General features: G+C 68.6%; 14 protein-coding genes and 1 riboswitch. Of the genes, 4 read left to right on the plus strand and 10 right to left on the minus strand.

The window, feature by feature from the left end; translation table 11 throughout:
* Positions 1 to 326 precede the first annotated feature (326 nt).
* Positions 327 to 444: riboswitch (SAM riboswitch) on the minus strand.
* A 119-nt stretch (positions 445 to 563) separates the two neighbouring features.
* From trpD to ACIBLA_RS31610, 5 genes are all read right to left on the minus strand, one after another.
* On the minus strand, positions 564 to 1,631 hold the full coding sequence (gene trpD, locus ACIBLA_RS31590; protein ID WP_363244997.1) for an anthranilate phosphoribosyltransferase: 1,068 nt from the start codon (positions 1,629 to 1,631) through the stop codon (positions 564 to 566).
* Between the two features lie 216 nt (positions 1,632 to 1,847).
* Positions 1,848 to 3,476: a cytochrome bc complex cytochrome b subunit gene (locus ACIBLA_RS31595; RefSeq protein ID WP_363244998.1), complete on the minus strand. Its 1,629-nt coding sequence runs from the start codon at positions 3,474 to 3,476 to the stop codon at positions 1,848 to 1,850.
* Complete coding sequence (locus ACIBLA_RS31600; RefSeq protein ID WP_363244999.1) at positions 3,473 to 4,525, minus strand: Rieske 2Fe-2S domain-containing protein; 1,053 nt, start codon at positions 4,523 to 4,525, stop codon at positions 3,473 to 3,475. The genes ACIBLA_RS31595 and ACIBLA_RS31600 overlap by 4 nt, the downstream gene beginning before the upstream one ends.
* Positions 4,522 to 5,331, minus strand: a complete 810-nt coding sequence (locus ACIBLA_RS31605; protein WP_363245001.1) for a c-type cytochrome — start codon at positions 5,329 to 5,331, stop codon at positions 4,522 to 4,524. The genes ACIBLA_RS31600 and ACIBLA_RS31605 overlap by 4 nt, the downstream gene beginning before the upstream one ends.
* 75 nt (positions 5,332 to 5,406) lie before the next feature.
* Positions 5,407 to 6,027 carry a heme-copper oxidase subunit III gene (locus ACIBLA_RS31610; protein ID WP_031231895.1) on the minus strand — a complete coding sequence of 207 codons (621 nt, stop codon included), beginning with the start codon at positions 6,025 to 6,027 and terminating at the stop codon, positions 5,407 to 5,409.
* 229 nt (positions 6,028 to 6,256) lie between these two features.
* Between ACIBLA_RS31610 and ACIBLA_RS31615 the strand changes: the two genes are divergently transcribed.
* Positions 6,257 to 6,658 (plus strand): hypothetical protein, encoded by a 402-nt coding sequence (locus ACIBLA_RS31615; RefSeq protein WP_363245002.1) that lies wholly within the window; start codon positions 6,257 to 6,259, stop codon positions 6,656 to 6,658.
* A gap of 39 nt (positions 6,659 to 6,697) precedes the next feature.
* Here ACIBLA_RS31615 and ACIBLA_RS31620 read toward each other — a convergent pair whose 3' ends face one another.
* From ACIBLA_RS31620 to coxB, 4 genes are all read right to left on the minus strand, one after another.
* Positions 6,698 to 7,951: an Ig-like domain-containing protein gene (locus ACIBLA_RS31620; protein ID WP_363245003.1), complete on the minus strand. Its 1,254-nt coding sequence runs from the start codon at positions 7,949 to 7,951 to the stop codon at positions 6,698 to 6,700.
* Positions 7,952 to 8,078: 127 nt separating this feature from the next.
* Complete coding sequence (locus ACIBLA_RS31625; RefSeq protein WP_363245004.1) at positions 8,079 to 8,477, minus strand: cytochrome c oxidase subunit 4; 399 nt, start codon at positions 8,475 to 8,477, stop codon at positions 8,079 to 8,081.
* Positions 8,474 to 10,213 carry a cytochrome c oxidase subunit I gene (gene ctaD / locus ACIBLA_RS31630; protein ID WP_363245005.1) on the minus strand — a complete coding sequence of 580 codons (1,740 nt, stop codon included), beginning with the start codon at positions 10,211 to 10,213 and terminating at the stop codon, positions 8,474 to 8,476. Before ctaD ends, ACIBLA_RS31625 begins: the two co-directional genes overlap by 4 nt.
* Entirely contained in the window at positions 10,210 to 11,172 is a 963-nt protein-coding gene (gene coxB, locus ACIBLA_RS31635) for a cytochrome c oxidase subunit II (RefSeq protein WP_363245006.1), read from the minus strand. The genes ctaD and coxB overlap by 4 nt, the downstream gene beginning before the upstream one ends.
* A 251-nt stretch (positions 11,173 to 11,423) precedes the next feature.
* Here coxB and ACIBLA_RS31640 point away from each other — a divergent pair, with 251 nt between their 5' ends.
* Positions 11,424 to 12,815 carry a cysteine desulfurase/sulfurtransferase TusA family protein gene (locus ACIBLA_RS31640; RefSeq protein WP_399200588.1) on the plus strand — a complete coding sequence of 464 codons (1,392 nt, stop codon included), beginning with the start codon at positions 11,424 to 11,426 and terminating at the stop codon, positions 12,813 to 12,815.
* 90 nt (positions 12,816 to 12,905) lie between these two features.
* Here the strand turns inward: ACIBLA_RS31640 and ACIBLA_RS31645 are convergent, their stop codons facing one another.
* Complete coding sequence (locus ACIBLA_RS31645) at positions 12,906 to 13,880, minus strand: carbohydrate kinase family protein (protein WP_363245009.1); 975 nt, start codon at positions 13,878 to 13,880, stop codon at positions 12,906 to 12,908.
* Between the two features lie 131 nt (positions 13,881 to 14,011).
* Between ACIBLA_RS31645 and ACIBLA_RS31650 the strand changes: the two genes are divergently transcribed.
* Together ACIBLA_RS31650 and ACIBLA_RS31655 are read left to right on the plus strand one after the other, a co-directional pair.
* Positions 14,012 to 14,224, plus strand: coding sequence for a hypothetical protein (locus tag ACIBLA_RS31650; protein ID WP_363245010.1), 213 nt, complete (start codon positions 14,012 to 14,014; stop codon positions 14,222 to 14,224).
* An 87-nt stretch (positions 14,225 to 14,311) separates the two neighbouring features.
* Positions 14,312 to 15,871, plus strand: a complete 1,560-nt coding sequence (locus tag ACIBLA_RS31655; RefSeq protein WP_399200589.1) for a hypothetical protein — start codon at positions 14,312 to 14,314, stop codon at positions 15,869 to 15,871.
* Positions 15,872 to 16,017: the final 146 nt, after the last annotated feature.

A 16,017-nucleotide genomic window follows, 5' to 3' on the forward strand; every position in this document is an offset into this window, starting at 1 on the left:
AAACGGCATCAGGACCCGGCAGCCGGGCGCGTCGTCGTGACGGCGAGAGCCGTGACGGCGCGGGACGCTGCGGGGGTGTCGCTCACTGACGAGGGCCGGCCCTGTGCCCCGGCGCGGTGAGTGCCGGGAACGGGCTCGGGGTCGGTCCGCGAAGGGATGTCGTCCGCCCATGGGGCGCGGCTGACGGCGGCTGGTGCGTGCCAGACGTCGTGAGCCGGACAGGACTTCACGGACCCGCCCGTGGCCCTATCGCATTCGCTTGCTCACGAGACTGCTCCCTTGAGGACCAGGACCCCAGGGATGACGACATCCGAACGATGTCCAGGGGTCCGCGCTTGCCGCAGACCTCGCTGCCTACGGCCTGGTCTTCACCCGGGGCACCCCGCCACGGACGGAGGGTTGCCGGACAGCGGGCCGGGGCCGTAGTCGCTGTCACTCATGACCTGGGGGGAGATTACCCCACCGCTGCGCGACGGCCCAGCGGCCGTCCGCGATACGGGACGCGCCACCCGGCCGCCGGGCGTGGCCGAGCACCGGCCCCCCCCTGAGCCGCCGGACAGGGCCTACGCGTTGCTCGCGGTCACCCAGCGCTCCAGCGTCCGCCTCGCCGCGCCCGAGTCCACCGCCTTCGCCGCCCGTTCGACTCCCGCCGCGAGCTGGTCGTTCAACGTGCCGTCGGCCGGCTCCAGCGCCACCAGTGCCGCCGCCGCGTTCAGCAGCACCGCGTCCCGTACGGGGCCGGTCTCGCCGGCCAGCAGCCGGCGCGCGACGTCCGCGTTGTACGACGCGTCCGCGCCGCGCAGGGCCTCGACCGGGACCAGCTCCAGGCCGATGTCCCTGGGGTCGAAGGTCTGCTCCGTGACCCGGCCGTCCCGAACCACCCATACGTGTGAAGTGGCCGTCGTGGTCAGCTCGTCCAGGCCGTCGTCGCCGCGGAAGACCAGCGAGGAGTTGCCCCGCTCGGCGAGCACACCGGCCACGATCGGCGCCATCCGGATGTCCGCCACGCCGACCGCCTGGGCACGGACCCGCGCCGGGTTGGTGAGCGGCCCCAGGATGTTGAACGTTGTCTGCGCGCCCAGCTCCTTGCGGGCCTTGGCCGCGTACCGCAGCGCCGGGTGGAACTTCACCGCGAAACAGAAGGTGATGCCCGCCTCCTCGGCGACCTCCACGACCCGCCGCGGCGTCAGTTCCAGATTGACGCCCAGCTTCTCCAGCACGTCGGACGCGCCGCTCGCCGACGACGACGCGCGGCTGCCGTGCTTGACGACCTTGCCGCCCGCCCCGGCCACCACGATCGCGGCCATCGTGGAGATGTTGACGGTCTTGGCGAGGTCGCCGCCGGTGCCGACGACGTCGACGGTGGCGCCGGGCACCTCGATGGTGTTGGCGTGCTCGTACATGGCGCGTACGAGACCCGTGACCTCGTCCACGGTCTCGCCCTTGGCGCGCAGCGCGACGGCGAAGCCCGCGATCTGCACGTCGGTGGCCTCGGCGCTCATGATGCGGTTCATGGCCCAGGCGGTGTCGCCGGCGTCGAGGTCCTGGCCGCGCAGCAGCGAGTTCAGTACACCCGGCCAGGAACGCGCCGCCAGGGTGTCGCCTCCGGCCGGTGTGACAGCGCTGCTCATGCTCGCTCCAGGAAGTCTGTGGACGGGTGCACGGCCGTCTGGCCCGTGCTGCCGGGCGTCAGCCTATCGGCGTCGGCCGCGTTCCCGGACCCGCCGCCCGAACTGCGGACAGCCGGATTGCCCGAGCCGTACACAAACGGAGCCCTGAACACACGAAGACCCCGGCCCGGTCCCCTCGAAGGGACCGGGCCGGGGCCCGACGCGTACGGCGGACGATCAGTGGTGGCCGTGGCCGCTCGTGATCTCCTTGTACTCCTCGGCCGTCGGCTTGGGGATCTGGCTTCCCTCGCCGTAGTAGCCCTTGCTCAGCTTGACCCGCAGCTTCTCCACCGGCGAGGTCTTGCGCACGACACCGTTCTCGTCGACCGTCGGGCCGATCTCGGCCGGCTTGTACTGCTCGTGCGCGGTGAGCGAGTGCAGCGCCGACTGGTCGAGCGGCTCGTGGACCTCGATGAACTCACCGTGCGGCAGCCGCTTGATGAGACCGGACTCCCGCCCGTGCAGCACCTTCTCGGCATCGCGGCGCTGAAGTCCCAGACAGATCCGCTTGGTGACGACGAACGCGACGACCGGCCCGACGAAGAACGCGATCCTGATGAACCAGGTGATCGTGTTGATCGACAGATGGAAGTGGGTGGCCCAGATGTCGTTTCCGCCGCCGATGAGCAGGATGAAGTACAGGGTCAGCCATGCCACACCGAACGCGGTCCGGGTCGGGACGTTGCGCGGGCGGTCCAGGATGTGGTGCTCGCGCTTGTCGCCGGTGACCCAGGACTCGATGAACGGGTAGACCGCGAGGACCACCAGGACCAGCGGGAAGATCATCAGCGGGATGAACACGCCCAGCACGAGCGTATGACCCCAGAAGTTGATCTCCCAGCCAGGCATCACTCGGATCAGGCCCTCGGAGAAGCCCAGATACCAGTCCGGCTGCGCTCCGGTGGAGACCAGGTCCGGACGGTACGGGCCGATGGCCCACACCGGGTTGATCGTGGCGATGGCCGAGATGATCGTGATGACGCCGAAGACCAGGAAGAAGAACCCGCCGGCCTTCGCCATGTAGATCGGCAGGAACGGCGCGCCGACCACGTTGTTGTTGGTCTTGCCGGGACCCGCGAACTGCGTGTGCTTGTGGTAGAAGACCAGGATCAGATGCGCCACCACGAGCCCGACCAGGATGCCCGGCAGCAGCAGGATGTGGATCGAGTAGAACCGCGCCACGATGTCGTGGCCGGGGAACTCCCCGCCGAACAGGAACATCGAGATGTACGTGCCCACGATCGGCGTGGCCAGGATCGCGCCCTGTGCGAAGCGGACACCGGTGCCGGACAGCAGGTCGTCCGGGAGCGAGTAGCCGGTGAGTCCGGTGAACAGCGACAGGAAGAACAGCAGGAAGCCGAACACCCAGTTGATCTCACGGGGCTTGCGGAACGCGCCCGTGAAGAAGACGCGCATCATGTGCACGAACATCGCGGCCACGAAGATGAGCGCGGCCCAGTGGTGGATCTGCCGGATCAGCAGACCGCCGCGTACGTCGAAGCTGATGTCCAGCGTCGAGGCGTACGCCTCGGTCATCCGGACACCCTGCATCGGTACGTAACTGCCCTCGTACACGACCTCGTTCATGCTCGGGTGGAAGAACAGCGTCAGATACACACCCGTGAGGATGATGACGACGAAGCTCCACAGGGCGATCTCGCCCAGCATGAACGACCAGTGGTCCGGAAAGACCTTCCGCACCATGCCCTTGGCGATGCCGTAGACCCCGAGGCGGCCGTCGGCCCAGTCGGCGACCCGCTCGCCCGCGGGTGCCTTGCGGTTCTTTTCTTCAGTCGCAGTACTCATCCGCGCTCCCAGAAGGACGGACCGACGGGCTCGTCGAAATCGCCGAGCGCGTAGAGGTAACCCTCACCGTTCACACCGATCCGCAGCTGCGGAAGAGCGTGACCGGCGGGGCCGAAGATGACGCGGGCGCCGTCGGCGAGGTCGAAGGTGGACTGGTGGCACGGGCAGAGCACGTGGTGCGTCTGCTGCTCATACAGGCTGATGGGACAGCCGACATGGGTGCAGATCTTGGAGTAAGCGACGATGCCCTCGTGCGACCACTCAAGTTCGCGCTTGTCCTTGATTTCATCGGGCTGAATACGAACGATCATGAGAGCTGCCTTGGCAATCTCATTGTTGAAGTTCTCGTTGTGTTCGTCCAGCCCCTCGGGCTGGGCGAAGGTCAGCGAGCCCACCGTGACGTCCTCGGGACGCAGCGGTTCGTTCGTGTTCTGGTTGATGAGCATCAAGCCCTTCTTCCAGAACGTCTTGCGCAGCTTGTCCTCCGGCAGCGGACCGAGGTCACGCAGCAGGACGATGCCGGAGAGCGGCACCATGGCCAGCGCGCCGAACATCGTGTTGCGGATCAGCTTGCGGCGCCCGAAGCCGGACTCCGCCGAGCCGAGCAGGAAGTCCTGCTTCGCCTTCGCGGCGACCTCGGGGGTGGCCTCGATCGGGTGCCGCTCCTGGATGATCTCCACATCGCTCATCAGGGTGCGCGACCAGTGGATCGCGCCCGCGCCGATGGCGAACAGGGCGACTCCGAGCGTCAGTCCCAGCGAGAAGTTGAGCGCGCTCACATGACCGAACGGCCAGATGTACACGATCTTGTCGACGGGGAAGGCGACGAACGAGGCGATGAAGGCGATCGTGGCCAGCATCGACAGCGTGAACAGGAGGGCCACCGTGCGCTCGGAGCGCTTGGCCGCCCGCTCGTCGATGTCCTGGATACGCGGCCGGTGGGCCGGCATTCCGGGGTTGGCGAACGGGTCGTCCGTCCGCTCGACCTCGGCATGCGCCGGTTCCTGCGCAGTTGGCAGGTTCTCGTCTGGAATCCGGTTGCTACTCATGACCTCTTGGCCTTAGCGGTGTGCGCCGCGACCCAGACGGCGATTGCGATCAGTGCGCTCAGGCCGATGGCCCAGGAGAACAGACCCTCACTGACGGGCCCGATGCCACCGAGCTTGAAGCCGCCGGGGCTGGCCGACTCGCTGCTGTTCACGTCCTCGATGTACTTGATGATGTCCTGCTTCTGCTGCTCGGGCATCGTCGAGTCGGGGAACGAGGGCATGTTCTGCGGACCGGTGAGCATCGCCTCGTACAGGTGCTTGGGAGTGACTCCCTCAAGCCCCGGAGCGTACTTGCCGTCTGTGAGGGCGCCGCCCTCACCGCCGAAGTTGTGGCACTGGGCGCAGTTGGAGCGGAACAGTTCGCCGCCCTTGGCCGAGTCCGCGCCTTCCGGGTTGACCTGCTCGGTGGTCGGGATGGACGGACCGGGGCCGAGCGAGGCGACGTACGCCGCGAGTTGGTCGATCTCCTTCTGGTCGTAGATGACCTTTTTCTTGGGTACCTGCGGGCCGGGCTGCTGCGCGGGCATCCGGCCGGTGCCGACCTGGAAGTCCACGGCGGCGGCGCCGACGCCGGTCAGCGACGGACCGTCGGACGTACCCTGACCGCCGACGCCGTGGCAGCTCGCGCAGCCCACGGCGTACAGCTTCTTGCCCTCGTCGATGGCGAGGGACTGGGCGGTGTCGTCTGCCTGTGCCTTGCCCGCGGGCGCGAACGCGGCGTACAGCCCCCCGGTGGCCGCCAGCGCGAGGAGTAGGACGACGACCGCCGCCAACGGATGGCGTCGTCGTGCGGAGAGCTTTTTCACGGATTACCCCGGTGTCAGGATCTTCTGCGTCGGTGCTTCTGGACTGTGCGCGAATACGTCGGGCGCTGTGGCCCGCTACTTGATCAGGTAGATCGTGGCGAAGAGGCCGATCCAGACGACATCGACAAAGTGCCAGTAATAGGACACGACGATGGCGGCGGTTGCCTGTTCGTGGGTGAACCTCTTGGCCGCGTACGTTCTGCCGAGAACCAGCAGGAAGGCGATGAGACCGCCTGTCACGTGCAGACCATGGAAGCCGGTGGTCAGATAGAACGCGGAGCCGTACGCGTCGGACGAGAGCGAGAGGCCCTCGTGCTTGACGAGCTCCGTGTACTCGAAGATCTGACCGCCGATGAAGACCGCACCCATCACGAACGTGATCACGAACCACGAACGGAGCTTCTTCACGTCGCCCCGCTCGGCGGCGAAGACGCCGAGCTGACAGGTGAGTGAGGAGAGCACCAGGATCGTGGTGTTCACCGCGGAGAACGGGATGTTCAGCGAATCGGCCTTCTCCGACCAGAACGCATCCCCTGTCACCGACCGCAGGGTGAAGTACATCGCGAAGAGGGCCGCGAAGAACATCAGCTCGGAGCTCAACCAGATGATCGTTCCGACACTGGTGAGGTTCGGCCGATTGACCGTCGGGTGCGCGTGCCCGGTTTCTACTGTCGTTGCTGTCGCCACGACCGACATTATGTCGGTCGCTTATCCCGCCCTCACTCCCGGGGTCCCATTCGGAGTGTCAGTGGCATCGGACAGCAGGCGCGCCGGGACCGAACCGCCCGTCGCGGCGCGGCCGGGACCCGTGCTGACATGCTGTCCGACGGAGTAGCATCCGGCGCAGCGGGTCTCGGCGCTGAAGCCTTGAAAGCCCTGAAGCCCTCGCAGACGCGGATGTCACGACGGATGTCACGGAGGAACAATGCAGCCGACCGCCACGGTCCTGGTCTACAGCGACAACGCGAACACCCGCGAGCAGGTGCGGACGGCCGCGGGACGCAGGCCGGCCGCCGATCTGCCGCCGGTCGAGTACGTGGAGTGCGCGACGATGCCCGCCGTACTCAAGGTGCTCGACCAGGGCGGCGTCGACGCCTGTGTCTTCGACGGAGAGGCCACCCCCATCGGCGGGATGGGCCTGTGCCGGCAGATCAAGGACGAGATCTTCAACTCCCCGCCCGTACTGCTGCTGATGGGCCGCCCGCAGGACGCCTGGCTGGCCACCTGGAGCCGCGCCGAGGCCGCTGTGACGCTGCCGGTGGACCCGGTCGACTTCCCTGAGGCGCTGGCCGCCCTGCTGCGCACCAGGCTGGCCGTGGAGGCCTGACGGCGCTCCACGGCCACACCCGGTCCGGTCCCGGCCGCGTCAGACCTGCGGTCGGAGCCGGGCGGCTTCCACCGGGCCGACGCCTTCGTTGTTCCCGCCGGTCAGGGCGCTGCCCTGGCGCCACTTGGGCCAGTCCAGGTTCCAGTCGCCGAATCCGTTGCCGAACGGGTCCATGTCCTCGCCACCGCTGTTGACGACCTTGACTATGTCGCCCTCGCGGACGGTGCCGAAGAACCACTCGGCGTTGTCGGTGGACATGCCGACACAGCCGTGGCTGACGTTCGCCGATCCCTGTGAGCCGACGGACCACGGGGCGGCGTGCACGTACTCGCCGCTCCAGGTGACCCGCGTCGCCCAGTAGACGGGCAGGTCGTACGACTCGCTGCTGCCGGCCGCGATGCCGACGCTGGTGCCGCGCATCCGTACGAACTGCTGCTTCTCCAGGATGACCTTGGTGCCGTTACGGGTCGAGAAGCCGGGCTTGCCGGTGGTCACCGGGATCGTTTTGATCTCCTCGCCGTTGCGCAGCACCGTCATGTGGTGCGTGCCGGCGTCGGCGACGGCCTCCAGACGGTCGCCGGTGGTGATTTTGAGGGCCTTCACCGGGCCGCCGTACAGCTTGTCGCCGACCTTTATGCCGTCGAGGGTGCTGCTGACGTCGATGGAGGCGTTGGCCGGCCAGTACTCCTTGGGCCGGAAATGCAGGGTCTTGTCGTCGACCCAGTACCAGGAGCCCTCCGCGGCGGGGCTGGAGCGGACCTTGAGTCCACGCTCGACGACGGCCCTGGCCTCCTTCTCCTTGACCGGAGCGCTGAGCTCCGCGGTGATGGGCTGGCCGACCCCGTACTTGCCCGCCTTGGGGCCGAATTTGACGCTCAGGTTCCGCTTCACCGTGGAGGTCTCGAAGTCGAGCGTACGGCTGCCGGGGGCGCCGTCCTCGTCCTCCATGGAGACCTTGACCCTGTAGCGGGCTCCGGCGGCCAGCGGCGCCGTGGAGTGCCAGCGGGCGCCGTCGGCGGCCAGTTCGCCCGCCAGGTGGTGGCCGGCGGCATCGGTGACGGTCACGTCGGTGATCCGTGCGTCGCCGTCCTTGGCGACGACTTCCAGGGGCTTGTCGGGGTTCGCCTTGGTGTCGCCCTTGGGTGCGTTGAGGGATACCTGGTCGGCTGCGTCGTAGGGCTTGCCGGAGAGCGGGTGGCCGTCTCCGTCGCCACAGCCGGTCGCTACCACCCCGAGGGACAGGACCAGCAGCGTGCAGCCGAGAACGGTGCGAAAGCGCGGCGTGTGGTTCATAAGCACACGTTATGAAGAACACGCGGTTACGGCGCGCCGTAAGACTGCAAACGAGTGACCCGGATCCTCCTCAGGGATGAGGGAATCCGGGCCCTTGCCTCGGTCGCGGCGGTCCGCCGCCGCACTGCTACTGGTTCTGGTTCTCACCCGTGTAGTACTCGAAGACCCAGCCCCACAGGCCGACGAAGAGGATCGGGAAGGAGAAGAACAGCAGCCACCAGCCGATGGCGACGGAGAGGAACGCGAGCGCGCCTCCGACGGCCAGCGAGAGCGGCTGCCAGCTGTGCGGGGAGAAGAACCCCACGTCGCCGGCCTCGTCCGCGACGTCGGCCTGCTTGTTGTCCTGGGCCATCGCGTCGACCCGCCGGGCCGTGAAGGCCAGGTAGAAGCCGATCATGAGGCTCAGACCGAACGCCAGGAACAGCGCGGTCGTACCGACGGGCTCCTTCGACCACACGCCGTAGACGGCGGCGACCACGAGGATGAAGAGGCTCAGCCACAGGAACATCCAGCCTTGGACCTTCACTTGCCGACCTCCTTGCCACCGATCAGAGCGGCGTCCTTCTGTCCGTCGTTCTCAAGGTGTTCGAGCGCCGCGATCTCCGGGTGGTGCAGGTCGAACGCCGGGGATTCGGAGCGGATCCGCGGCAGCGTGAGGAAGTTGTGCCGCGGCGGCGGGCAGGAGGTCGCCCATTCGAGTGAGCGGCCGTAGCCCCACGGGTCGTCCACCTCGACCTTCTTCCCGTACTTGGCGGTCTTCCAGACGTTGTAGAAGAACGGCAGGACCGACAGGCCCAGCAGGAACGAGCTGATCGTGGAGATGGTGTTCAGCGCCGTGAATCCGTCGGCGGCGAGATAGTCCGCGTAACGCCGTGGCATACCTTCCGCGCCCAGCCAGTGCTGTACGAGGAACGTGCCGTGGAAGCCGATGAACAGCGTCCAGAACGTGATCTTGCCGAGCCGTTCGTCCAGCATCTTGCCGGTCATCTTCGGCCACCAGAAATGGAAGCCGGCGAACATCGCGAACACCACCGTGCCGAAGACGACGTAGTGGAAGTGCGCGACCACGAAGTACGAGTCGGAGACATGGAAGTCCATCGGCGGCGAGGCCAGGATGACGCCCGTCAGACCACCGAAGGTGAAGGTGACCAGGAAGCCGATGGTCCAGAGCATCGGTGTCTCGAAGGACAGCGAGCCTTTCCACATCGTGCCGATCCAGTTGAAGAACTTCACACCGGTCGGGACCGCGATCAGGAATGTCATGAAGGAGAAGAACGGTAGGAGCACCCCGCCCGTCACATACATGTGGTGCGCCCACACCGTCACCGACAGACCGGCGATGGCGATCGTCGCGGCGACCAGACCGATGTAGCCGAACATCGGCTTGCGGCTGAACACCGGGATGATCTCGGAGACGATTCCGAAGAACGGCAAGGCGATGATGTACACCTCTGGATGCCCGAAGAACCAGAAGAGGTGCTGCCACAGCAACGCGCCGCCGGTGGCGGCGTCGAAGATGTGCGCACCGAACTTCCGGTCGGCCTCCAGCGCGAGGAGCGCGGCGGCCAGCACCGGGAAGGCGAGCAGGACCAGCACACCGGTCAGCAGCACGTTCCAGCAGAAGATCGGCATCCGGAACATCGTCATGCCGGGTGCGCGCATGCAGATGATCGTGGTGATGAAGTTGACCGAGCCGAGGATCGTGCCGAAGCCGGAGAGGGCCAGACCCATGATCCACAGGTCGGCGCCGATGCCCGGTGAACGGACCGCGTCCGAGAGCGGGGAGTACGCGAACCAGCCGAAGTCCGCTGCGCCCTGCGGGGTGATGAAGCCGGCCACCGCGATGAGCGAGCCGAACAGGTAGAGCCAGTAGGCGAACATGTTCAGCCGCGGGAACGCCACATCGGGCGCGCCGATCTGCAGCGGCATGATCCAGTTCGCGAAACCGGCGAACAGCGGCGTCGCGAACATCAGCAGCATGATCGTGCCGTGCATCGTGAACGCCTGGTTGAACTGCTCGTTCGACATGATCTGCGTGCCGGGACGGGCCAGCTCGGCGCGCATGAAGAGCGCGAGCACACCGCCGATGCAGAAGAAGACGAACGACGTGACCAGGTAGAGCGTGCCGATCGTCTTGTGATCGGTGGTGGTCAGCCACTTGATGACGACAGAGCCGGGCTGCTTGCGCCGTACCGGCAGCTCGTTCTCGTACGAGTCGTCAGCTGCTGCGGCGGCACCCTTGGGTTCGTTGAGGATGCTCACAGTTGTTTCTTCTCCGCATTCCTGGCCGGGTCCGTCAGCGCGATGCCCGACGGGATATAGCCTTCCTGCCCCTTCTCGGCCAGCTCCTTCAAGTGCTGCTGGTAGCGCTCCGGGGAGACCACCTTGACGTTGAAGAGCATCCGGGAGTGGTCGACGCCGCACAGCTCGGCGCACTTGCCCATGAAGGTGCCCTCCTGGTTGGGAGTCACCTCGAAGGCGTTGGTGTGACCGGGGATGACGTCCTGCTTCATCAGGAACGGCACGACCCAGAAGGAGTGGATGACGTCACGGGAGGTCAGGATGAACCGGACCTTCTCTCCCTTCGGCAGCCACAGGGTCGGACCCGGGTTGCCGTTCTGGGGATTCCGCGTGCCCGGAATTCCGGCGTCGTAGACGCCTTCGGAGCCGGCCGGGAAGTCATCCTGGAACTTCTGGGGGATGTCGCTGAGTTCCTTGGGAATCTCAGCGCCGGTGGTGGAGTCGCCGTCCACGTTCTCGACGTAGTTGAAGCCCCAGCTCCACTGGTAGCCGACCACGTTGATGGTGTGGGCGGGCTTGTCCTCCAGGGAGAGGAGCTTCGACTCGTCACGCGCGGTGAAGTAGAAGAGCACCGACACGATGATGAGCGGAACGACCGTGTACAGGGCCTCGATGGGCATGTTGTAACGGGTCTGTGGTGGTACCTCCACCTTGGTGCGGCTGCGCCGGTGGAAGATGACACTCCACAGGATCAGCCCCCACACCAGGATGCCCGTGATGAGCGCTGCCGCCCACGAGCCCTGCCAGAGGGAGAGGATTCTGGGGGCCTCCTCGGTCACCGGTGTGGGCATTCCAAGGCGGGGGAAATCCTTGTATGTGCAACCGGTGGCGGTCGCGAGGATCAGGCCCGCAGTCAGCACCTGCGGCAGCTTCCGCCGCATCGGGCGCCGCGACGAGCGGTCGGAGCCGTTGGGACTCACGTAGCGCCTTCCCGAGAGTCTCGCCCGCACAGCCGGCTGCGGCCGTCACGGTCGGTCGCCGGCCCTGACACGGGCAGGGGTTTGGATGTTTATGCGGACCAAACCCTACTGGACGCAATTTGGGGTCGCGCATGGAGGGTACCCAACGCGCCGTCCGGCACCTCGAAGGGGTGGAATGCCTGGCTCCGGGGCACTTCTGACACCCCTCCAGGCGCGGCTTCCCCCATCCGCCCTTGGATTAGCGTGGCGGCGTGGCCTACTTCGACTCCGCGTCCTCCGCCCCGCTGCACCCCGTCGCCCACCAGGCCCTGCGAGCCGCCCTGGACGAGGGGTGGGCCGATCCGGCCAGGCTCTACCGGGAGGGGCGACGGGCCAGGCTGCTGCTGGACGCCGCGCGCGAGAGCGCGGCGGAGGCCGTGGGCTGCCGCCCCGACGAGCTGGTCTTCACCCCTTCGGGGACGTACGCGGTGCATACGGGAATGGCGGGAGCGCTCGCGGGCCGTCGTCGGGTCGGTGGCCATGTGGTGGTCTCGGCGGTCGAGCACTCGTCGGTGCTTCATGCCGCACACACGCGGGTCACCGACGGGGCGGAGGCGGCCGTGACGGAAGTACCGGTGGACCGTACGGGGGCGGTGTCCCCGGACACGTACGCGGCGGCCCTGCGCGGCGACACGGCGCTGGCCTGCCTCCAGTCGGCCAACCACGAGGTCGGCACCGTACAGCCGGTCGCCGCCGTCGCCGAGGCGTGCCGGGCGGCCGGGGTGCCGCTGCTGGTGGACGCGGCGCAGTCGCTCGGGTGGGGGCCGGTGGAGGGGGCGTGGTCGCTGCTGACCGCGAGCGCGCACAAGTGGGGCGGGCCGGCCGGGGTGGGGCTGCTCGCCGTGCGCAAGGGGGTCCGGTTCGCGCCCCAAGGGCCGCTGGACGAGCGGGAGTCGGGGCGCGTGCCCGGTTTCGAGAATCTGCCGGCGATCGTCGCCGCCGCCGCGTCGCTGCGTGCGGTACGGGCCGAGGCCGAGGAGGAGGCGGCCCGACTGCGGGTGCTGGTGGACCGGATCCGGGCACGGGTGCCGGAAGTGGTGCCGGATGTCGAGGTGGTGGGTGATCCGGTGCGCCGGCTTCCCCATCTCGTCACCTTCTCCTGTCTCTATGTCGACGGGGAGACACTGCTGCACGAGCTGGACCGGGCGGACTTCTCCGTGTCGTCGGGCTCCTCGTGCACGAGCAGCACGCTGACGCCGAGCCATGTGCTGCGGGCGATGGGGGTGCTCTCGGAGGGCAACGTCCGGGTGTCGCTTCCCTCGGGTACGGCCGCGGCGGAGGTGGAGCGGTTCCTTGAGGTGCTGCCGGGGGTGGTGGCGGGCGTACGGGAGAGGCTGGGCGCGCCCGGAGGGTCCGGGGGCGGCGGCAGGGCGCCGGACACGGACGTGACGGGGTCGCTCGTCGTGGACGCGCTCGGCAAGCTGTGCCCGATCCCGGTGATCGAGCTGGCGAAGGTGATCGGGGACGTACCGGTGGGGGGCACGGTGACCGTCCTGTCCGACGACGAGGCCGCCCGTCTGGACATCCCGGCCTGGTGCGAGATGCGCGGCCACGAGTACGGCGGCCGGGACGGCACCGCGTTCCTGGTGCGGCGCCTCGCCTGAGCGTCGGCGCACACACGCGCGAGGGCGTGTGCCGTACACCCCGGGCAACACACCCCGGGCAACGGTGCACGGCACACGCCCCGGCGGCTGCTACTTCAGATGCGCGTGGACCTCGTTGGCCGCCTCGTCGCCGTACGCCTTGGTGAAGCGGTCCATGAAGTTGTTCCTGCGCAGCGTGTACTCCTGGGTGCCCACCGTCTCGATGACCAGGGTCGCGACCATGCAGCCGACCTGTGCGGCCCGCTCCAGGCTCACACCCCACACGAGTCCGGACAGGAAGCCGGAGCGGAAGGCGTCGCCGACGCCCGTCGGGTCCAGCTTGGCCGTCTCCTCCGCGCAGCCGACCTCGATCGGGTCCTCGCCGGCGCGCTCGATCCGGACGCCGCGCGATCCGAGCGTGGTGACCCGGTGGCCGACCCGGTCCAGGATCTCGGCGTCGCTCCAGCCGGTCTTGGACTCGATGAGGCCCTTCTCGTACTCGTTGGAGAACAGGTACGTCGCGCCGTCGAGCAGCAGCCTGATCTCCTCGCCGTCCATCCGCGCGATCTGCTGCGAGAAGTCGGCGGCGAACGGGATGGACCTGGTGCGGCACTCCTCGGTGTGGCGGAGCATCGCCTCCGGGTCGTCGGCGCCGATCAGGACCAGGTCGAGGCCGCCGACCCGGTCGGCCACCGACTTCAGTTCGATCTGCCGGGCCTCGCTCATGGCGCCGGTGTAGAAGGAGCCGATCTGGTTGTGGTCGGCGTCCGTCGTACAGACGAAGCGCGCGGTGTGCAGCACCTCGGAGACCCGGACGGACGCGGTGTCGACGCCATGGCGGTCGAGCCAGGCGCGGTACTCGGCGAAGTCGGGGCCGACGGCGCCGACCAGGATCGGCGCGGTGCCGAGCTGGCCCATGCCGAAGCAGATGTTGGCGCCGACACCGCCCCTGCGTACATCGAGGTTGTCGACGAGGAAGGAAAGCGAGACCGTGTGCAGCTGGTCCCCGACCAACTGGTCGGCGAAACGACCGGGGAAGGTCATGAGGTGGTCAGTGGCGATGGAGCCGGTGACTGCGATTCTCACGGCGTGACTGCTCCTGTGGAGGAGAACGGTGGACAGCTCACGCTACCGTTTCGGCGTCGGGAGCCTCCAAACGGCAGAACTACCCGATAGTAGGGCTTTTCTCCTGACGACTCCGTGCCTACGGTGCGTATATGAGGAACCACGGAGTCCACCGCGAGCGCGCCGTACGCGAGTCCGAGACCAGCCTGGCCGAACTGCGCGGAGACTGCGCACGGATGGCGCCGCACTGGGTGCGGCCCGCGACCGCCGCTCCCGCCCCCGTCCCTCCGTCGCTGATCCACGGCGTCACGGTCCCGCCGGCCTCCGCCCGGCTGATCGACGCCATGTCCGAATACGGCGACTGAACGGACTGGGGGAACCGAGCGCTCCTGCCGCCCGTCTCACCGGTGTCCCGGCCCCGGCGGGGCCGGTCCAGGCCGAAGGAGCAGACGGTGACCAGTACCGAACGACCCCAGGACAGCGGCGGTGAACGCGACGGCGTGCGCTCCGGGTTGCGGCGTTCCCCGCTCGCGATCGTGTCGGTGGCGGCGGCCGTGCTGCTCGCCGGAGGCGGCGGCGCCTACTTCGCCACGGCCTCGTCGGACGGTGGTGGTGGCGGTGGTGACAAGTCGGCCGCGCGCGGCGGCGATCTGGACCCGCCGCCGCTGACGCTCGGTGAGGAGGCGGGCGCCGGGAAGCCGGGGACAGGCCCCGGTCTCGGCATCGCGCCGGGTGAGCCGAGCCCGTACGGCATCGAGTACCGCGCGACCGGTTCTCTGCCGAAGGGGCCGGATTCGGCCGCCGTACACCTTCCCAGGGGTTCCGTGGCGGCGGCCGACGTGGCGCGCCTGGCCAAGGCCCTGGGTGTGGACGGTACGCCGGAACTCTCCGGTACGGCCTGGAAGGTCGGCGCCCAGAAGGACGGTTCGGGCCCGCTGCTCAGCGTCGACAAGCAGGCGCCCGGCAACTGGACGTTCGGCCGCTACGGTTCCGCGCCCGGCGGTGACAACTGCCTGAAGGGCAAGGAGTGTCCGAGCGGCGGCGGGGGCGGCGCGGGCGGCGACACGGGCGCCGGGAACCCCGTCGTACCGGAGAGCGGGGCGGGCCCGGTGAGCGAGCAGGCCGCGAAGAAGGCCGCCGCGCCCGTGCTGAAGGCGCTGGGCCAGCAGGACGCCGCGCTCGACGCGGGCCAACTGATGGGCGCCGTACGGGTGGTGAACGCCGCGCCGGTGATCGGCGGGCTGCCGACGTACCGCTGGTCGACCGGCATCCAGATCGGCTCGGACGGCCAAGTGGTGGCCGGTAACGGGAAGTTGAAGGCCCCCGCGAAGGGGGCCGAGTATCCGGTGGTGGGCGCGGCCGAGGCGCTGAAGCTGCTGAACGAGGCGTCGGGCGGCGCTCCGGGGACGAGCGGGATCGGCGGCTGCGCGTCGGCGGTGCCGCACAAGGACGAGCGGGAGCCCGCCGCCCCGTGCGAGCCCGGCGGCAAGGGCGCCGAGCCTGCGAAGCCGACGCCGGTGCCGGTGGGCAAGGCGGTCTTCGGACTCGCGGCACAGCAGGTGGACGGGCGGGCCGCGCTCGTACCGTCGTGGTGGTTCGGGGTGACGGGCGCCGGGGACGGGCCGGCGTCGACCGTCGCCCGGACGGCGGTGCTTCCCGAGTATCTGACGCGGGGCGGCCCCGCCGAGCCGGCCCCCGGAGGGGAAGCGCCTGGCACCCCTCAGGCCCCCGACGCCCCTCAGGACGGGCAGGGGTCACCGATCGAGACGTACACCGCCGACGGCAGCACCTTGAGCGTGCGCTTCACCGGCGGCGTGTGCGGCGAGTACTCACTGCGGGCGGACGAGAGCGGGTCCGCGGTGAAGGTGAAGGTGGTGGACTCCGCCCCCGAAGGGGTTGTGTGCATCGCGATGGCCAAGAGCTTCACCGAGAAGGTGACGCTGGACCGGCCGCTCGGGGACCGGAAGGTCCTGGACGCGGTCACGGGCGACGCCGTGCCCCTGCGGAAGTAGCCGAGGAGAGACGGTGAAAGGCGGTGGCCCCCCCCGGGGGGGGGCCCCCCCCGTGACCCGGGGGGAACGCGCGCCGGGCCCCCGGGAACGCGAGGGGGACCCCCCCCCCCCAGGGCCCGCGGCGGGGGGGGTGGGGCACCGGGAAC

It is taken from the genome of Streptomyces sp. NPDC050433 (genome assembly GCF_044458565.1).
Classification (GTDB): Bacteria; Actinomycetota; Actinomycetes; order Streptomycetales; family Streptomycetaceae; genus Streptomyces.

Coding starts and splice junctions, on each gene's coding strand:
- ACIBLA_RS31610 (WP_031231895.1), bottom strand. CDS start 6,027: ATGTCGGTCGTGGCGACAGCAACGACAGTAGAAACCGGGCACGCGCAC.
- ACIBLA_RS31615 (WP_363245002.1), top strand. CDS start 6,257: ATGCAGCCGACCGCCACGGTCCTGGTCTACAGCGACAACGCGAACACC.
- ACIBLA_RS31595 (WP_363244998.1), bottom strand. CDS start 3,476: ATGAGTACTGCGACTGAAGAAAAGAACCGCAAGGCACCCGCGGGCGAG.
- trpD (WP_363244997.1), bottom strand. CDS start 1,631: ATGAGCAGCGCTGTCACACCGGCCGGAGGCGACACCCTGGCGGCGCGT.
- ACIBLA_RS31650 (WP_363245010.1), top strand. CDS start 14,012: ATGAGGAACCACGGAGTCCACCGCGAGCGCGCCGTACGCGAGTCCGAG.
- ACIBLA_RS31600 (WP_363244999.1), bottom strand. CDS start 4,525: ATGAGTAGCAACCGGATTCCAGACGAGAACCTGCCAACTGCGCAGGAA.
- ACIBLA_RS31620 (WP_363245003.1), bottom strand. CDS start 7,951: ATGAACCACACGCCGCGCTTTCGCACCGTTCTCGGCTGCACGCTGCTG.